This window comes from Caulobacter sp. GW822-FHT01G02, assembly GCF_058802865.1.
This window is the reverse complement of the sequence record NZ_JBXAON010000006.1, coordinates 36,334-50,326: the sequence shown is the minus strand read 5'-3', so window position 1 is coordinate 50,326 and position 13,993 is coordinate 36,334. Positions and strand designations below refer to the sequence as shown.

Annotated in this window: 16 protein-coding genes and 1 pseudogene; 8 read left to right on the top strand and 9 right to left on the bottom strand. The window is 68.1% G+C overall.

Annotated elements, in window-relative coordinates; all coding sequences use genetic code 11:
* Positions 1–3 precede the first annotated feature (3 nt).
* Complete coding sequence (locus AC1RNC_RS17835; RefSeq protein ID WP_492887676.1) at positions 4–801, bottom strand: crotonase/enoyl-CoA hydratase family protein; 798 nt, start codon at positions 799–801, stop codon at positions 4–6.
* A gap of 174 nt (positions 802–975) precedes the next feature.
* Here AC1RNC_RS17835 and AC1RNC_RS17830 point away from each other — a divergent pair, with 174 nt between their 5' ends.
* Together AC1RNC_RS17830 and AC1RNC_RS17825 are read left to right on the top strand one after the other, a co-directional pair.
* Positions 976–1,338, top strand: coding sequence for a response regulator (locus AC1RNC_RS17830; protein WP_492837870.1), 363 nt, complete (start codon positions 976–978; stop codon positions 1,336–1,338).
* Between the two features lie 51 nt (positions 1,339–1,389).
* Positions 1,390–2,004: a pyridoxamine 5'-phosphate oxidase family protein gene (locus AC1RNC_RS17825; protein ID WP_492887674.1), complete on the top strand. Its 615-nt coding sequence runs from the start codon at positions 1,390–1,392 to the stop codon at positions 2,002–2,004.
* 3 nt (positions 2,005–2,007) lie between these two features.
* On the opposite strand, the gene AC1RNC_RS17820 is transcribed toward AC1RNC_RS17825, so the two are convergent.
* From AC1RNC_RS17820 to fliX, 3 genes are all read right to left on the bottom strand, one after another.
* Positions 2,008–3,546 carry a cation:proton antiporter gene (locus AC1RNC_RS17820; protein ID WP_492887673.1) on the bottom strand — a complete coding sequence of 513 codons (1,539 nt, stop codon included), beginning with the start codon at positions 3,544–3,546 and terminating at the stop codon, positions 2,008–2,010.
* Between the two features lie 125 nt (positions 3,547–3,671).
* Positions 3,672–4,100 (bottom strand): RNA polymerase-binding protein DksA, encoded by a 429-nt coding sequence (dksA, locus tag AC1RNC_RS17815; protein ID WP_125159473.1) that lies wholly within the window; start codon positions 4,098–4,100, stop codon positions 3,672–3,674.
* A 212-nt stretch (positions 4,101–4,312) separates the two neighbouring features.
* Positions 4,313–4,744 (bottom strand): flagellar assembly regulator FliX, encoded by a 432-nt coding sequence (gene fliX / locus AC1RNC_RS17810; protein ID WP_492837866.1) that lies wholly within the window; start codon positions 4,742–4,744, stop codon positions 4,313–4,315.
* 230 nt (positions 4,745–4,974) lie between these two features.
* Here fliX and AC1RNC_RS17805 point away from each other — a divergent pair, with 230 nt between their 5' ends.
* The 4 genes and pseudogenes from AC1RNC_RS17805 to AC1RNC_RS17790 form a co-directional block, all read left to right on the top strand.
* Complete coding sequence (locus AC1RNC_RS17805) at positions 4,975–6,087, top strand: flagellar basal body P-ring protein FlgI (RefSeq protein ID WP_492887671.1); 1,113 nt, start codon at positions 4,975–4,977, stop codon at positions 6,085–6,087.
* The gene (locus tag AC1RNC_RS17800; protein ID WP_492837864.1) at positions 6,087–6,476 is read left to right on the top strand and encodes a rod-binding protein; all 390 of its coding nucleotides are present in this window, start codon (positions 6,087–6,089) and stop codon (positions 6,474–6,476) included. The genes AC1RNC_RS17805 and AC1RNC_RS17800 overlap by 1 nt, the downstream gene beginning before the upstream one ends.
* A 4-nt stretch (positions 6,477–6,480) precedes the next feature.
* The gene (locus tag AC1RNC_RS17795) at positions 6,481–6,930 is read left to right on the top strand and encodes a flagellar basal body protein (protein WP_492837862.1); all 450 of its coding nucleotides are present in this window, start codon (positions 6,481–6,483) and stop codon (positions 6,928–6,930) included.
* Positions 6,931–6,940: 10 nt separating this feature from the next.
* Positions 6,941–7,022 (top strand): annotated as a pseudogene (locus AC1RNC_RS17790) (hypothetical protein); the annotation flags it as partial.
* Between the two features lie 11 nt (positions 7,023–7,033).
* Here AC1RNC_RS17790 and AC1RNC_RS17785 read toward each other — a convergent pair.
* Genes AC1RNC_RS17785 through AC1RNC_RS17775 form a run of 3 tightly spaced genes read right to left on the bottom strand, consistent with a single transcriptional unit; the run spans position 7,034 to position 9,328 of the window.
* Positions 7,034–7,672, bottom strand: a complete 639-nt coding sequence (locus tag AC1RNC_RS17785; RefSeq protein WP_492887669.1) for a class I SAM-dependent methyltransferase — start codon at positions 7,670–7,672, stop codon at positions 7,034–7,036.
* Positions 7,669–9,258 (bottom strand): ABC-F family ATP-binding cassette domain-containing protein, encoded by a 1,590-nt coding sequence (locus tag AC1RNC_RS17780; protein WP_492887667.1) that lies wholly within the window; start codon positions 9,256–9,258, stop codon positions 7,669–7,671. Before AC1RNC_RS17780 ends, AC1RNC_RS17785 begins: the two co-directional genes overlap by 4 nt.
* The gene (locus tag AC1RNC_RS17775) at positions 9,215–9,328 is read right to left on the bottom strand and encodes a hypothetical protein (RefSeq protein WP_395444437.1); all 114 of its coding nucleotides are present in this window, start codon (positions 9,326–9,328) and stop codon (positions 9,215–9,217) included. The genes AC1RNC_RS17780 and AC1RNC_RS17775 overlap by 44 nt, the downstream gene beginning before the upstream one ends.
* A gap of 125 nt (positions 9,329–9,453) precedes the next feature.
* Here AC1RNC_RS17775 and AC1RNC_RS17770 point away from each other — a divergent pair, with 125 nt between their 5' ends.
* Positions 9,454–9,918: a DUF1203 domain-containing protein gene (locus AC1RNC_RS17770; protein WP_492887665.1), complete on the top strand. Its 465-nt coding sequence runs from the start codon at positions 9,454–9,456 to the stop codon at positions 9,916–9,918.
* Positions 9,919–9,927: 9 nt separating this feature from the next.
* Here AC1RNC_RS17770 and AC1RNC_RS17765 read toward each other — a convergent pair whose 3' ends face one another.
* Complete coding sequence (locus AC1RNC_RS17765) at positions 9,928–10,089, bottom strand: hypothetical protein (RefSeq protein WP_492887663.1); 162 nt, start codon at positions 10,087–10,089, stop codon at positions 9,928–9,930.
* Between the two features lie 109 nt (positions 10,090–10,198).
* Entirely contained in the window at positions 10,199–10,825 is a 627-nt protein-coding gene (locus tag AC1RNC_RS17760) for a hypothetical protein (protein ID WP_492887662.1), read from the bottom strand.
* Positions 10,826–11,077: 252 nt separating this feature from the next.
* On the opposite strand from AC1RNC_RS17760, the gene uvrA reads away from it, so the two are divergent.
* A complete protein-coding gene (gene uvrA / locus AC1RNC_RS17755) occupies positions 11,078–13,987 on the top strand; it encodes an excinuclease ABC subunit UvrA (RefSeq protein ID WP_492887660.1) in 2,910 nt (969 codons plus the stop codon).
* The last annotated feature ends 6 nt before the right edge of the window (positions 13,988–13,993 follow it).

The window sequence follows — 13,993 nt, the reverse complement described above, 5'->3', positions numbered from 1 at the left end:
ACCTCAGGCGCCCTTGAACACGGGCGCGCGCTTTTCGAGGATCGCGTCGACGCCTTCCATGTGGTCCTCGGTGTGGTGGGCGATGGCCTGGGCGGCCGCGCTCATCTCCATCAGGGTGTCATAGCTGGCCGTCTGGCCGTGCTTGAGCAGGCTCTTGGCCATGCGCAGGGCATGCGGCGGCTGCTGGGCGATGCGATTGGCGAGCGTCAGGGCCTCGTCCATCAGCGTCTCGGCCGGCACGGCCTTGCTGATCAGACCCCAGTCGGCGGCCTTGGCCGCGTCGATGACGTCGCCGGTGAACAGCAGTTCCGCCGCGCGGCTCATGCCGATCGTGCGCGGCATCAGCCAGGCGCCGCCGTCGCCGGGAATCAAACCCAGCTTCAGGAAGGTGACGCCGAACCGGGCCGTGTCGGCGGCGATGCGGATGTCGGTCATGCAGGCCACGTCGCAGCCCAGGCCGATCGCCGCCCCGTTCACCGCCGCGATCGACGGGACCTCAAGGCCGTAGATGGCCCGGACGATTCGGTGGATGTTCTTGCGGTAGCCGTCGCGCACGGCCACGCCGTTGCCGCCGAACGCGCCCTCGCGCGCCTTCATCGCCTTGACATCGCCGCCGGCCGAGAAGGCCTTTCCCGCGCCGGTCAGGATCACGCAGCGGATCTCCTGATCGTCGTTGATCGCCTCGCAGGCGGCGACCACCTGGTCGCCGTCGCCCGGCGCTCCGAGGGCGTTCATCGTCTCGGGACGGTTCAGGGTGAGGATGGCGACGTGGCCGCGCTTCTCGGTAAGGATCAAGGACAAGGCTGGGCGCTCCTGCGAATTCTGTTTTTTCCTTCCATAGCCTGCTTTCCCACGCTGCGCAGCCGAACAGGCTCACACAACCTTTGCGCTTATGAAGATCACGAAAACGCGACTGGCGCGGCGACGCGCGGCGACATTGACTGGACATAGGGACGATCACGAAGGCTGCGGCGAATGACCGAGCACGCGAAGGCCCGACACGTGTTGATTATCGAGGATGAAATCCTCGTCGCGTTCGAGGTCGAAGCCCTTCTGGCGGAGCAGGGCTTCACGAGTTTTGATATCGCCGACAGCCTGTCGGACGCCTTGGCCTTGGCCTTGGCGAATCCGCCAGATCTGATCACCGCCGACTATCGGATCGTCGGCGGCACCGGCGAGGAGGCCGTCGAGGCCATCCAGCGGAAGCTGGGCCGCATCCCCGTCGTCTATGTCACCGGCAACGCCGACCAGCTGCAGGGCCGCCTCACCCCGATCGTCGACAAGCCGATCTCGGCTCGCCGCCTGCGCGAGGCCTGCGTCCGCGCCGCCCTGTCCTGAGATTGTCCGCCGTCCGCCAAGGCTCTAGAAGCAGGGCCACGGGAGGATGCGATGCACGAGATCACCACCCTCGAGGCTCTTGAGGCGCTGTATCAGCCCCAGCCGGCCCCCGCCTCGACCGTCAAGGTCACCGACCACATCACCCCGCACTACGCGGCCTTGATCCAGGCCTCCCCGTTCGTGGCCCTGGCCACCGTCGGCCCCGAAGGCCTGGACTGCAGCCCGCGCGGCGACCTGCCAGGCTTTGTCCGCATCGCTGATCCCCGGACGCTGATCCTGCCCGACCGGCGCGGCAATAACCGAATCGATTCGTTGCGCAACGTCGTCCGCGACCCGCGCGTGGCGCTGCTGTTCCTGATCCCGGGCTCGGGCACCACCTTCCGCATCAATGGCCGGGCGATGCTGAGCGTCGATCCCGACCTACTGGACAGCTTCGCCGTCGACGGCAAGCCGCCGCGCACGGCCATGGTGGTCACGGTCGTCGAAGCCTACTTTCAATGCGCCCGCGCCATCGTCCGCTCGGGCCTCTGGAAGCCGGAAAGCCAGGTCGACCCGAAGTCCCTGCCCACGCCCGGCGCCATGCTGGCCGCCGTCACCGCCGGTGAGGTCGGCGGCGAGGCCTACGACCGCGAATGGCCGGGTCGCGCGGCGAAGACGATGTGGTGATGATCAGCTTTCCTCGATCTGCCGTTCGTCCTCACGGCTGATCGAGACCTCCTCGAAATCCAGCTCCTCCTGCAGGACCAGAAAGGCGTCGGCGCCGACAGCCTGGCCGTCGCGCAGTTCCTCCAGCCGCTCACGCTGGCGGCGGATGGCCTTGAGGCCCAGGGCTCTCCGCGCTTCCAGCTCACCGGTCCGCGTCGGGAAGGTGGTCGGCACCGCGGCGAAACGGTAGCGCCAGTGGTCTGCGGCCGCGCTCGTCTTGCCCTCCAGCGCCTTGAGGGCGACGCCGGCCATGTCGGCGCGGATACGGACCAGTTCCGCGTCGAGGCCGTTCTCGCCGTCCAAGCGCAGCAGACGGACCAGCGGCGACAGGGTCAGGCCCTGCAGCACCAGGGTGGCCAGCACGACGGCGAAGGCGGTCAGCACGATCAGGTCGCGTTGCGGGAAGTCGCCCGGCAGGGCGAAGGCTGTCGCCAGGGTCACGAGGCCGCGCATGCCGCACCAGCCGACCAGCACGCCGTGGCGCAGGCTGGGGGTCGGATAGGCGTCGCCTCGCAGGCCGGGGAGGATCTGCGACAGCCGGATATAGGTCAGCACCCAGACCATCCGCACCGCGACCAGGCAGCCTACCACCGCGGCGGCGAAAACGGCCGCCTCCATCAGGCGCTCGCGCGGCATGCTGGCGACGATGGTGCGCGCCTGCAGGCCCATCAACAGGAAGGCCAGGACGTTCAGCAGGAACACCGACGAGGTCCAGACCGCGAAGCTGTGGATGCGCATGCGCGGCGGCGTGCGCAGGCTGGCCGTTCTGGCGATGGTCATGGCGAAGGCCACCAGGCACAGCACCGCCGAAAGCCCCAGGCGCTCGGCGATGATCCAGGCTCCAAAACACGCGACGAACTCCGCCATGTTGCCGCCCAGCGTGCCGGTCACGAAAGGGTTCATGAAGCGCAGCACGCGTGCCAGGACGACCCCCAGGATCACCCCGCCGGGCGCCGCCAGCGTCAGCTTCACCGCCAGGGCGGTGTCGATGCCGCCCTGGGCCTGGAAAGCCAGCGCCGCCGAGAACAGCAGCAGGGCCGAAGCGTCGTTCAGCAGGCTCTCGCCCTTCAGCACCGCGACCGAGCCGCGCGGCAGGCGCACGCTGGTGAGGATGGCGGTGGCGGCCGCCGCGTCCGGCGGGGCGACGATCGCGCCCAGGGCCAGGGCCGCGGCGATCGGCAGGCCGACCATGGTCACGCCCAGCCACGCCACCGCGCCAGCGCTGAGGACCACCGCCACGATGGCCAGGGCGAATAACGGCCGCCACATTTTGCGCACATCAGCGACCGGGAAGTCGAAGGCCGCGTCGACCAGCACCGGGGCCAGAAACAGGGCCAGGGCCGTATGCGGCTCCATCGAGATCTTCGGCAGGCCTGGGACAAGGGCGAAGCATACGCCGGCCGCGGCCAGCAGGGCCGGATAGGGCGCGTTCAGCCGACGCGAAACCTGCAGCAGCAGGACGGCGGCGGCCAGCAGGACGAGCAGGCTCTCGAAAAAGCTCAAGCGGTGTCTCCGGGTCGGCGCACGACCTTACGCACCTGATCTCAAAACAAAAGCGGCCCTGGGCTCCCCACCCAAGGCCGCTTGAAACACATTGAGTCGCCCCAAGTTCCCTTGGAGAGCAGCGCTTAGTCGTCGCGATGGACGCGTTCGCGGCGCTCGTGGCGTTCCTGGGCTTCGACGCTCATGGTCGCCGTAGGGCGAGCATCCAGTCGAGCCAGGCCGATGGGCTCGCCCGTCTCCTCGCAATAGCCGTAGGAGCCGTCCTCGACGCGGCGCAGGGCCTGGTCGATCTTGGAGATCAGCTTCCGTTGACGATCGCGGGTACGGAGCTCAAGAGCCCGGTCGGTTTCCGAGGACGCGCGATCAGCGAGATCGGCGTGATTCTCGGTTTCTTTCTGGAGATGAGCGACCGTTTCGCGAGATTCGCGAAGGATCTCCTCTTTCCAGGCCAGCAGCTTGTTCTTGAAATACTCAAGCTGCCGTTCATTCATGAAAGGCTCGTCCTCGGAAGGACGATAGTCAGACTTCTCGACAAGAACAGTGGCCGTTTGCATCAACGCCTCACGCCCCAATGAACTCAGCCCTTAAGGGCTGCGTGCTTATAGCAAAAGGTGAGCCGGGTTCAATGAACCTCGCGTGAGCGGCGCGTTCAGGTCGCGCGCCTCCCGCAAAAGGGCCGTGAACACGGCGGCGACGCGTATAGAACGCGCAAGAAAGACTGGCGTGGCAGGGAAACGCCGATTTTGAAGTCCCCGCCCCGGCCATCTCAGCTACGCGCCTGAAGCTTGGCCAGCTCGACGGCGGCGCGCGTCTCGATGTCGTTGAGGATCCCTTCCAGGTTGGGATCGTCGGTATTGTCCCGCTGCTCGCGGATGGCGCGCGTCAGGCGGTCCAGGGTGTCGGATGAGATGTCGCCGTCGATCAGCCCGACCCGCACATCGCCCAGCAGGTCGAGGATGTGCTCGGCGCGGCGCACCGCGCGGCGCTTGCGCTCCAGCGGATTGCCGACCGCGCCCATCTCTTGAAGCGCCAGCAGGGCGTCGACCGAGCCGACGCCGGACAAGCCGCCGACCGAGGCGGTGCTCGCGGCGCCGCTGGCGGCGTTCACGGATGGCAGCGAAAAGCCCGTCGACCCGCCGGCCGGCTTGGCCCGCGACGCGCCGCTCGCACCTACGCCCCCCGTGCTGGAAACCTTCATCCGACAGCTCCAAAAAGCTCATGGCGCGAGTCACTTATCCCGCGATCTCAACATAATCCGCCTGGGCGCTTGAAGTATGGTTAATGCCGGGCAGATTCTGCCGCGAGGCGCCCTGCGGACCACCGCCGAATCCCGAATCCGTTGAGTCACAAGGCCCTGAGCACGATCAGGAAACTGGCCCGCTTCTGGCATGGAGCGGCGCGGGGACGGTTCCCCACGACGAGATTGCCATGCCGCGTTCATTCTTTCGCATCCTGCTGACCGCCCTGGTCGCCGCTTCGGCGCTGGTCGCCGCCCCGGCGTTCGCCAAGTCGCGGATCAAGGACATCGTCGCCTTCGAAGGCGTTCGCGAGAACCAGCTGATCGGCTACGGCATCGTGGTCGGCCTGAACGGCACCGGCGACAGCCTGCGCAACGCGCCGATGACCAAGCAGAGCCTCGAAGCCATGCTGGAACGCCAGGGCGTCAACGTCCGCGACGGCAATCTCAACACCAAGAACACCGCCGCCGTCATGGTCACGGCCGCCCTGCCCCCCTTCTCGGCGGCCGGCTCGAAGGTCGACGTCACCGTCTCGACCCTGGGCGACGCCAAGAGCCTGCTGGGCGGCACCCTGCTCGTCACCAGCCTGCAAGGCGCGGACGGCCAGACCTATGCCGTGGCGCAAGGCACGGTTCAGACCGGCTCGGTCTCGGCGGGCGGCGCCTCGGGCAGCTCGGTCACCAAGGGCGTTCCGACCGCCGGCCGCATCGCCAGCGGCGGCGTCATCGAGCGCGAGACCGGCTTCCAGATGGTCAATATGGACATCATGCGCCTGACCCTGCGCAATCCGGACTTCACCACCGCCCGCCGCGTCGCCGACGCCATCAACGCCAAGTTCCCGGGCTGCGCCCAGGCCCAGAACCCCACGATCATCGCCACCCGCGCCCCTCCCGGCACGGACATGATCACCTTCATGACCAACATCGAGAACCTCATGGTCGAGCCCGACGGTCCGGCCAAGGTGGTGATCGACGAAGTGGCCGGCGTCATCGTCATGGGCGACGACGTCCGCATCAGCAAGGTGGCCATCGCCCAGGGCAACCTGACCATCTCGGTCCAGGAAAACCCCGCCGTCAGCCAGCCGGCGCCCTTCAGCCAAGGCCAGACGGCCGTGGTCCCGCAATCGACGGTGAATGTCGACGAGGAGAAGGGCAAGAAACTGCTCACCCTGGGCGGCTCGCCGTCGCTCAAGAGCCTGGTCGGCGGCCTCAACGCGCTGGGCGTCACGCCCCGCGACATGATCTCGATCCTGCAGGCCGTGAAGGCCGCGGGCGCCCTGCAAGCCGACATCGAGGTGATGTGATGAGCACGCTGTCGACCATCTCCACCTTCGTCCCGCAGTTCGGCGCGACCGCCGCCACGATCAAGACCGCCGCCAAGGCGGTGCAGAGCGCCGCGAGCACGGCCCAGGGCGCGGTTCAGGACGCCGCCAGCGCGGCCAAGGAGGCCGCCCGGCGCGCCAAGATCGCCGACACGGCCAAGACCTTCGAGTCCTCGTTCATGTCCGTGATGATGCAGCAGATGTTCGAGGGCGTGAAAACCTCCGAACCGTTCGGCGGCGGCAACGGCGAGGAGATGTTCAAGTCGGTCCTGACCGACGCGATGTCGAAGGAAGTGACCAAGGCCGGCGGCATCGGCCTGGCCGCCACGATCCAGCGCGAAATGCTGAAGATGCAAGGTCTGAAGGAGTAACCCCATGGCCATCGCCGCCATCGACGCCGACGATCGCGTCCACCAGCTGACCCTGTTGACCGAGCGCCTGACCGACCTGATCGCCAGGGAGGCCTCGGCCTTCGAAAGCCACCGCCCGCACGAGGCGGCGCAGTATGTCGAAGAGACGGCCAAGCTGGCCAATGTCTACCGGCACGAGTCGATGCGGGTGCGCCACAACCCCGCCCTGCTCGAAAGCGCCCGCCCCGAGCTGCGCCAGCGGCTGATCCGCGCCACCGAGGCTTTCGACGCTGTTCTCGCCCGCCAGGCGCGCGCCGTGAACGCGGCCAAGACGGTCACAGAGGGCCTGGTCCACGCCGTGGCCCAGGAGATCGCCAGCCAGCGCGCCGCCCCGGCCGCCACCTACGGCGCCGGCGGCATGGTCACCGACCGCCCGCAGCACGGCGCGGCGATCACCCTGAACCGCAAGGCCTAGGAACAGAAACCTCGTCCTTCGACAGGCTCAGGATGAGGTTTCCACCGAACGCCAGCACTGATCCTCATCCTGAGCCCGTCGAAGGACGAGGATCACGCTCTGCCTAACCGATGAATTCGAACACCGCCGCCGCTCGCATCGCCCCCTGGGCATCGCCATAGTCGGCGACCGGATACTCGGCCACGACACGCAAGCGTTCGGTGGGCAGAAAGGCCCGGAACGGGTCGCCGATCAGCACCATGATCCCCGCCGCCAGGCACCGCCGCAGGAAGCCCTCGATCCGCTCGGCCAGGTCCGGGTCGTAGAAGAGATCCCCCACCAGCATCAGGTCGACCTCCGGCGGATCGCCACCGGTGATGTCGGACGGCGTCACCTCGACCGCCACGCCGTTGGCGGCGGCGTTCAGGCGCGTGGCGGTCGCGGCATAGGGATCGATGTCGACCGCCCTCACCGTACCCGCGCCCGCCAGGGCGGCGGCGATGGCCACCAGGCCCGAGCCCGCGCCGAGGTCCAGCACGCGCTTACCGGCGACGATCTCCGGATGATCGAGGACGTGTCGCGCCAAAGCCAGGCCGCCGCCCCACGGCCGCGCCCAGTAGGGCGAGCCGAAGTCCGGATCGGCCTCGGCCAGCCGCGTCAGGCCGCTGCGCGGCCCCGCGCGATGCAGGCGGATCTCCGGGACGCCTGGCGCGGGCTCCAGCGGCAGACGGCCCAGGATGAAGGCTTCGAGATCGGTCGTCATGGCTCGCCGCCCAAGCTTATCGTTCTCTCGACGCCGATCGCATCCAGGAAATCGGCGTCGTGGCTGACCACCAGCAGCGCCCCGTCATAGCCCGACAGCGCCGCCTCGACGGCTTCGATCGAGGCCAGGTCCAGGTGATTGGTCGGCTCGTCCAGGATCAGCAGTTGCGGCGGGACGGCGGCGCAGAGCACGCAGGCCAGAGCCGCCCGCAGGCGCTCGCCGCCGCTCAGGGTCCCCGCGACCTGATGCGCCGCGGTGTTGCGGAACAGGAACCGCGCCAGCGCCGCATGGGCGTCGTTCTGGCTCGCGGCCGGGTTCAGGCGGCGGAAGTTCTCCAGGATGGTCTCGCCGTCGGCCAGCAGCGCCGCCCGCTGATCAAGCAGAGCGAACGGTACGGACAGCTTCACCGCCCCCGCCGCCGGCGCCAACGCGCCGGTGGCCAGCCGGATCAGGGTCGTCTTGCCCGTCCCGTTCGGTCCGGAGATCGCCACCCGCTCGGGCCCGGCGATGCGAAACGACAGGTCTTCGATCACCGGCGTTCCGTCCGGCCAGCCGAAGGTCACCGCCTCGAAAGCCAGCACGCCGCGCCCTTCCGACAGGCCTGACGACGGCAGGTCGAAGCCCAGGGTCCGGGCGCGCTCGACGCGGGCCTCGGCCGAGACCTTGGCCTGGGCCGCCTCGGCCGTCAGCCTGTCGGCGAGCTTACCCTCGCGCGCGCCGCTGTTCTCGGCCCGCTCGGCCATCATGCCCAGCACGATCTTCGGCGTCCCGCCCCGGTCCGCGAACTTGCGGCTGGCGGCGTCCCGGCGCTCCTTGCGCTCGCGGGCCACTTGGGCCTCGCGGGCGACGCGGCGGACCTCCTTCTCGGCGTGGTCGAGGTCGCGCTGGGCGGCCTGCGCCGCCTCGGCCTTGCGTTCGGCATAGAGGTCCCAGCCGCCGCCGTAGGACCGCGCGCCCAGCGACGACAGCTCGACGATCCGGTCCATGCCGCGCAGCAGGCCCCGGTCGTGGCTGACCACCACCGCCCCGCCACGCCAGCGGGCCAGCACCTTGCCGACGGTCCCCCGCGCCTCGGTGTCGAGATTGTTGGTCGGCTCATCAAGCAAGAGAACGTCGGGCCGGGCGATCAGCAGTCGCGCGAGGCCGGCGCGCGTCGCCTGCCCACCCGACAGCGCCGCCGCCGGTCGCTCGGGGTCGAAGCCCGCCAGGCCGACATCGGCCAGCGCCTGATCCAGCCGCGCCGGCAGATCCCAGTCCGCTTCGGCCAGGTCGACCTCGTCGCCCTCCCCGCGTTCGATGCGCGACAGGCGATCCCAGGCCTCGCCGACACCCAACAGGTCGGCCAGTCGCGCCCCCGGCGAGACGTCTGGCGCTTGATCGAGGGTCGCGACAGTCCCCGCCCGCGTGACCGTCCCGGTCAGCGGCGCGCGTGCGCCGGCGATCAAAGCCAGCAAGGTGCTCTTGCCGACGCCGTTGCGCCCGACGAGACCGATCCGCTCGGTCCCGATCGCCAGGTTCAGATTTTCGAAAAGAAGCCTGCCGTCAGGCGTGGCGGCGGAAACGGCGTCCAGAGTGACGAAGGACATGCGAACCCACGGTCAGGGAAACGGGAAGGACGAAGCGGTCTTCCGTCTTGCTGATCATGGGAGCCTCCATCGGATGGGAAGGGGCGGCTTTTACGCTCGCGAACGAAGTTCGGCAAGCTGGACCGCCGTCGCAAGGATCGGGTGTCGTTCTTCGACGGCTGGCGCGACAACGCGGACAACCCCGAGGAGTTTTCCATGGCCTACACCGTCACCAGCCTGTCCGCCGAACCGTTCGCCCCGCTGTTCGCGATGGACGACGAAGCCTTGGCCTCGCGCGGCGCCCGTCGCGTCGTCGCCGATGCGCCGCTGGGCTTTCCCTGCCGGGTCAGCCTGGATGACGCGGAGCCGGGCGAAACCCTGATCCTGGTCAATTACGAGCACCAGAGCGCCTCGACGCCGTTCCGCGCCAGTCACGCCATCTTCGTGCGCGAGGGCGTCGAACCCGTCGCCGCGATCGACGAAATGCCCCCCGCCCTGCGCCGCCGCCTGCTGTCGCTGCGGGCCTTCGACGCCGACGGCATGATGATCGCCGCCGACATCGTCGAGGGCGCCCAGGCGCAAGGCCTGATCGAAAGGATGTTCGAGGATCCGCGGATCGCCTATCTGCACGCCCACTACGCCAAGTGGGGTTGCTACGCGGCGCGGATAGACCGCGCCTGAGGCCAGGTTCTAGGTTGGCGCCATCTCGCGCAGGACCCAGACCAGCGAGCCGATCCCGGCGCAGAAGACCATCATGTCGATGACGATCGAGCGCGGCTTGGGCGCCTTCAGCGCGTCGAACGCCTCCTGCTTGGCGTCCAGCTTGGCGTTCCCGGCCTCTTTCTTGGCCATGGCTCATTCCTTCGTAGGGTCGAGCTTCGGCCCGAACCTGCGCTTTTAATCATGCGTGGACTGAAGAACCCGCTTCCAAACAGGGTTGAGGGAATCCCAACGGCGCCGCTCAGAAGCAGCCGCCCTCGCGCATCGACGGCATAGGCGGGGGATCCGCGCCGGGCTGAGTGCGGATGGTGCGATAGGTGCGGCAGCGTTCCTGGCGGAGTGTCTGCTTGTTCTCGAACTTCGGTTCCCTTTGCCAGACCTCGCGCCCGTCGGTCGGGCCGATGAACGTGCCGGGCGGCTTGGGAACACCGCCATAGCAGCGCTCCTTCTCCTCCGGGGTCATGTGCTCGTTGCTGAGCCCCCTGCACGCCCGGTGGTAGCGGCCCCAGCCATAGTCCGGATTGCCCTCGGTCAGCCGCCATTGCTCGACGGCCTTCGGATCGACCGTCCAGGCGGGCTCGATCGCGGGGGAGCCCGTGGCGCGCGGTCCGGTGAGTTGCCCCGTCGCCCCGTCCGGCGCGGCCGACGGCGTCTCTTTTGCGGGAGCAGCGCTCCGGGAGGCCGCCCGCCCGCTCAGCGGTAGGGATCGCGGCCTCTGCCGATCGAACCGCTCCAGGTCCACGACGATCACCGTCGGCTCCTCAACGACCGGCGCCGTGTCCTCGACCAGCACCAGGGCGGCCAGGATCAGGCTATTGATCAGGACGCCGCCCGACACGGCGATCCAGCGTCGCCCTCCCCGCAACATTTCCGCCCCCTGGCCGCCACCTCTGGTTAAGCTGAGTGGCAGCACGCGCGCCGCTGGCGCCGTTTTCGAGGCGGTGGCGTGTTCAATCAGCGCCCATCGAAGAGTCGCCCTGCTGACATCCGCTGTCAGCAGCAGCGCCACGGCGCGTGCGCGACATTTGTTCGCATGTTGTTCTTGTGTTAATTCGCGCGTCGAGCCCTACATATAGCCGCTGCGCCGCGACCAATGTCGCGGCCCAACGTTCCGGAAAACATGGCTGAGCAACTGAACTTCATCCGCGTTCGCGGCGCCCGTGAGCACAATCTGAAGAACGTCAGCGTCGATATCCCGCGTGGCGAGCTGGTCGTGCTGACCGGCCTGTCGGGCTCGGGCAAGTCGTCCCTGGCCTTCGACACGATCTATGCCGAGGGCCAACGTCGCTATGTGGAAAGCCTGTCGGCCTACGCCCGTCAGTTCCTTGAGCTGATGAGCAAGCCCGATGTCGATCTGATCGAGGGCCTGTCGCCCGCGATCTCGATCGAGCAGAAGACCACCAGCCGCAACCCGCGCTCGACCGTCGGCACGGTGACCGAGATCCACGACTACATGCGCCTGCTGTGGGCGCGGGTCGGGGTGCCGTACTCGCCCGCCACCGGCCTGCCGATCGAGAGCCAGACCATCAGCCAGATGGTCGACAAGATCACCGCCCTGCCCGAAGGCACGCGTCTCTACCTGCTGGCCCCGGTCGTTCGCGACCGCAAGGGCGAGTACCGGAAGGAGATCGCCGAGTGGCAGAAGGCCGGCTTCCAGCGGCTGAAGATCGACGGCGAATACTATCCGATCGAGGACGCCCCGGTCCTCGACAAGAAGTTCAAGCACGACATCGACGTGGTCGTGGACCGCGTGGTGACCAAGCCCGACATGGAGCAGCGCCTGGCGGACTCCATCGAGCAGGCCCTACGGTTGGCCGATGGCCTGGCCGTCGCCGAGTTCGCCAATATCGAGGAAGGCGAGAAGGAGCCGCGGCGCATCCTGTTCTCGGAACGCTTCGCCTGTCCGGTCAGCGGCTTCACGATCGCCGAGATCGAGCCGCGCCTGTTCTCGTTCAACAATCCGGCCGGCGCCTGCCCGGTCTGCGACGGCCTGGGCGCCAAGCTGGCCTTCGACGCCGACCTGGTGATCCCCGACAAGGACAAGAGCCTGCACAAGGGCGCGGTCGCCCCGTGGGCCAAGGGCCCTTCCCCGCTCTACACCCAGACCCTGCAGGCCCTGGCGCGCCACTACGGCTTCTCGATGGATGACGCCTGGTACAAGCTGTCGCCTGACGCGCGTGACGTGGTGCTGAACGGGTCCAAGGGGACCAAGATCAAGTTCATCTACGACGACAACGCCCGCAAGTATGAGGTCGAGAAGCCCTTCGAAGGCGTGCTGCCGAACCTGGAACGCCGCTGGCGTGAGACGGACAGCAGCTGGGTGCGCGAGGAGCTGGGCCGCTATCAGTCCGACACCCCCTGCGAGACCTGCCACGGCAAGCGCCTGAAACCCGAAGCCCTGGCCGTCAAGATCGACGCCATGGACATCGCCGAGGTCTCGATGCTGGCCATCCGTCCGGCGCGCGACTGGTTCGCGAGCCTGGAAGGCAAGCTGACCGACAAGCAGATGGAGATCGCCCGGCGGATCCTGAAGGAGATCAACGATCGCCTGCGGTTCCTGGTCGATGTCGGTCTCGACTACCTCAACCTGTCCCGCGGCTCGGGCACCCTGTCGGGCGGCGAGAGCCAGCGCATCCGCCTGGCCAGCCAGATCGGCTCGGGCCTGACCGGCGTGCTGTACGTGCTGGACGAGCCGTCGATCGGCCTGCACCAGCGCGACAACACCCGCCTGCTGACCTCGCTGCAAGGCCTGCGCGATCTGGGCAACTCCGTGCTAGTTGTCGAGCACGACGAGGAGGCCATCCTCACCGCCGACTACGTGATCGACATGGGTCCGGCCGCCGGCGTCCACGGCGGCGAGATCATCGCCGAGGGCAAGCCGGCCGACATCATGGCCAACCCCAAGAGCATCACCGGCCAGTACCTGACCGGCGCGCGCGAGATCGAGGTCCCCGAACAGCGCCGGCCGATCAACAAGAAGAAGGTGCTGAAGGTCATCGGCGCCACCGGCAACAACCTGAAGAACGTCACGGCCGAGATCCCCGTGGGGACCTTCACCTGCGTCACGGGCGTGTCGGGCGGCGGCAAGTCGACCTTCACGATCGAGACGCTCTACAAGGCCGCCGCGCGCCGGCTGAACAACGCCAGCGACGCCCCCGCTCCGCACGAGCGGATCGAGGGGCTGGAGCAGTTCGACAAGGTCATCGACATCGACCAGAGCCCGATCGGCCGCACCCCGCGCTCGAACCCTGCGACCTATACCGGCGCCTTCGGTCCGATCCGCGACTGGTTCGCCGGCCTGCCGGAGAGCAAGGCGCGGGGCTATGGCCCGGGTCGCTTCAGCTTCAACGTCAAGGGCGGCCGCTGCGAGGCCTGCCAGGGCGACGGTGTCATCAAGATCGAGATGCACTTCCTGCCGGACGTCTACGTCACCTGCGATATCTGCAAGGGCAAGCGCTACAACCGCGAGACCCTGGACGTGCTGTTCAAGGGCAAGACCATCGCCGACGTGCTGGACATGACCGTCGAGGAGGCCGCCGACTTCTTCAAGGCCGTGCCGCCGATCCGCGACAAGATGGAGACGCTCAAGCGCGTCGGCCTCAGCTACATCAAGGTCGGCCAGCAGGCCACGACCCTGTCGGGCGGCGAAGCCCAGCGCGTGAAGCTGTCCAAGGAGCTGTCGCGCCGGGCCACCGGCCGGACGCTCTACATCCTCGACGAGCCGACCACCGGCCTGCACTTCGAGGACACCAAGAAGCTGCTCGAGGTGCTGCACGAACTGGCCGACCAGGGCAACACCGTGGTCGTCATCGAGCATAATCTGGACGTGGTGAAGACCGCCGACTGGCTGATCGACTTCGGGCCCGAGGGCGGCGACGGCGGCGGCGAGATCGTCGCCACCGGCTCGCCGCAGGACGTGGCCAAGGTCGAGGCCAGCTGGACCGGCCGCTACCTCAAGGAACTGCTGGACCGCCACGAGGACCGCCGCAAGGCGCGGGTGGCCGAACTGAAGAAGGCCAAGCGGGCTTAAGGCGGC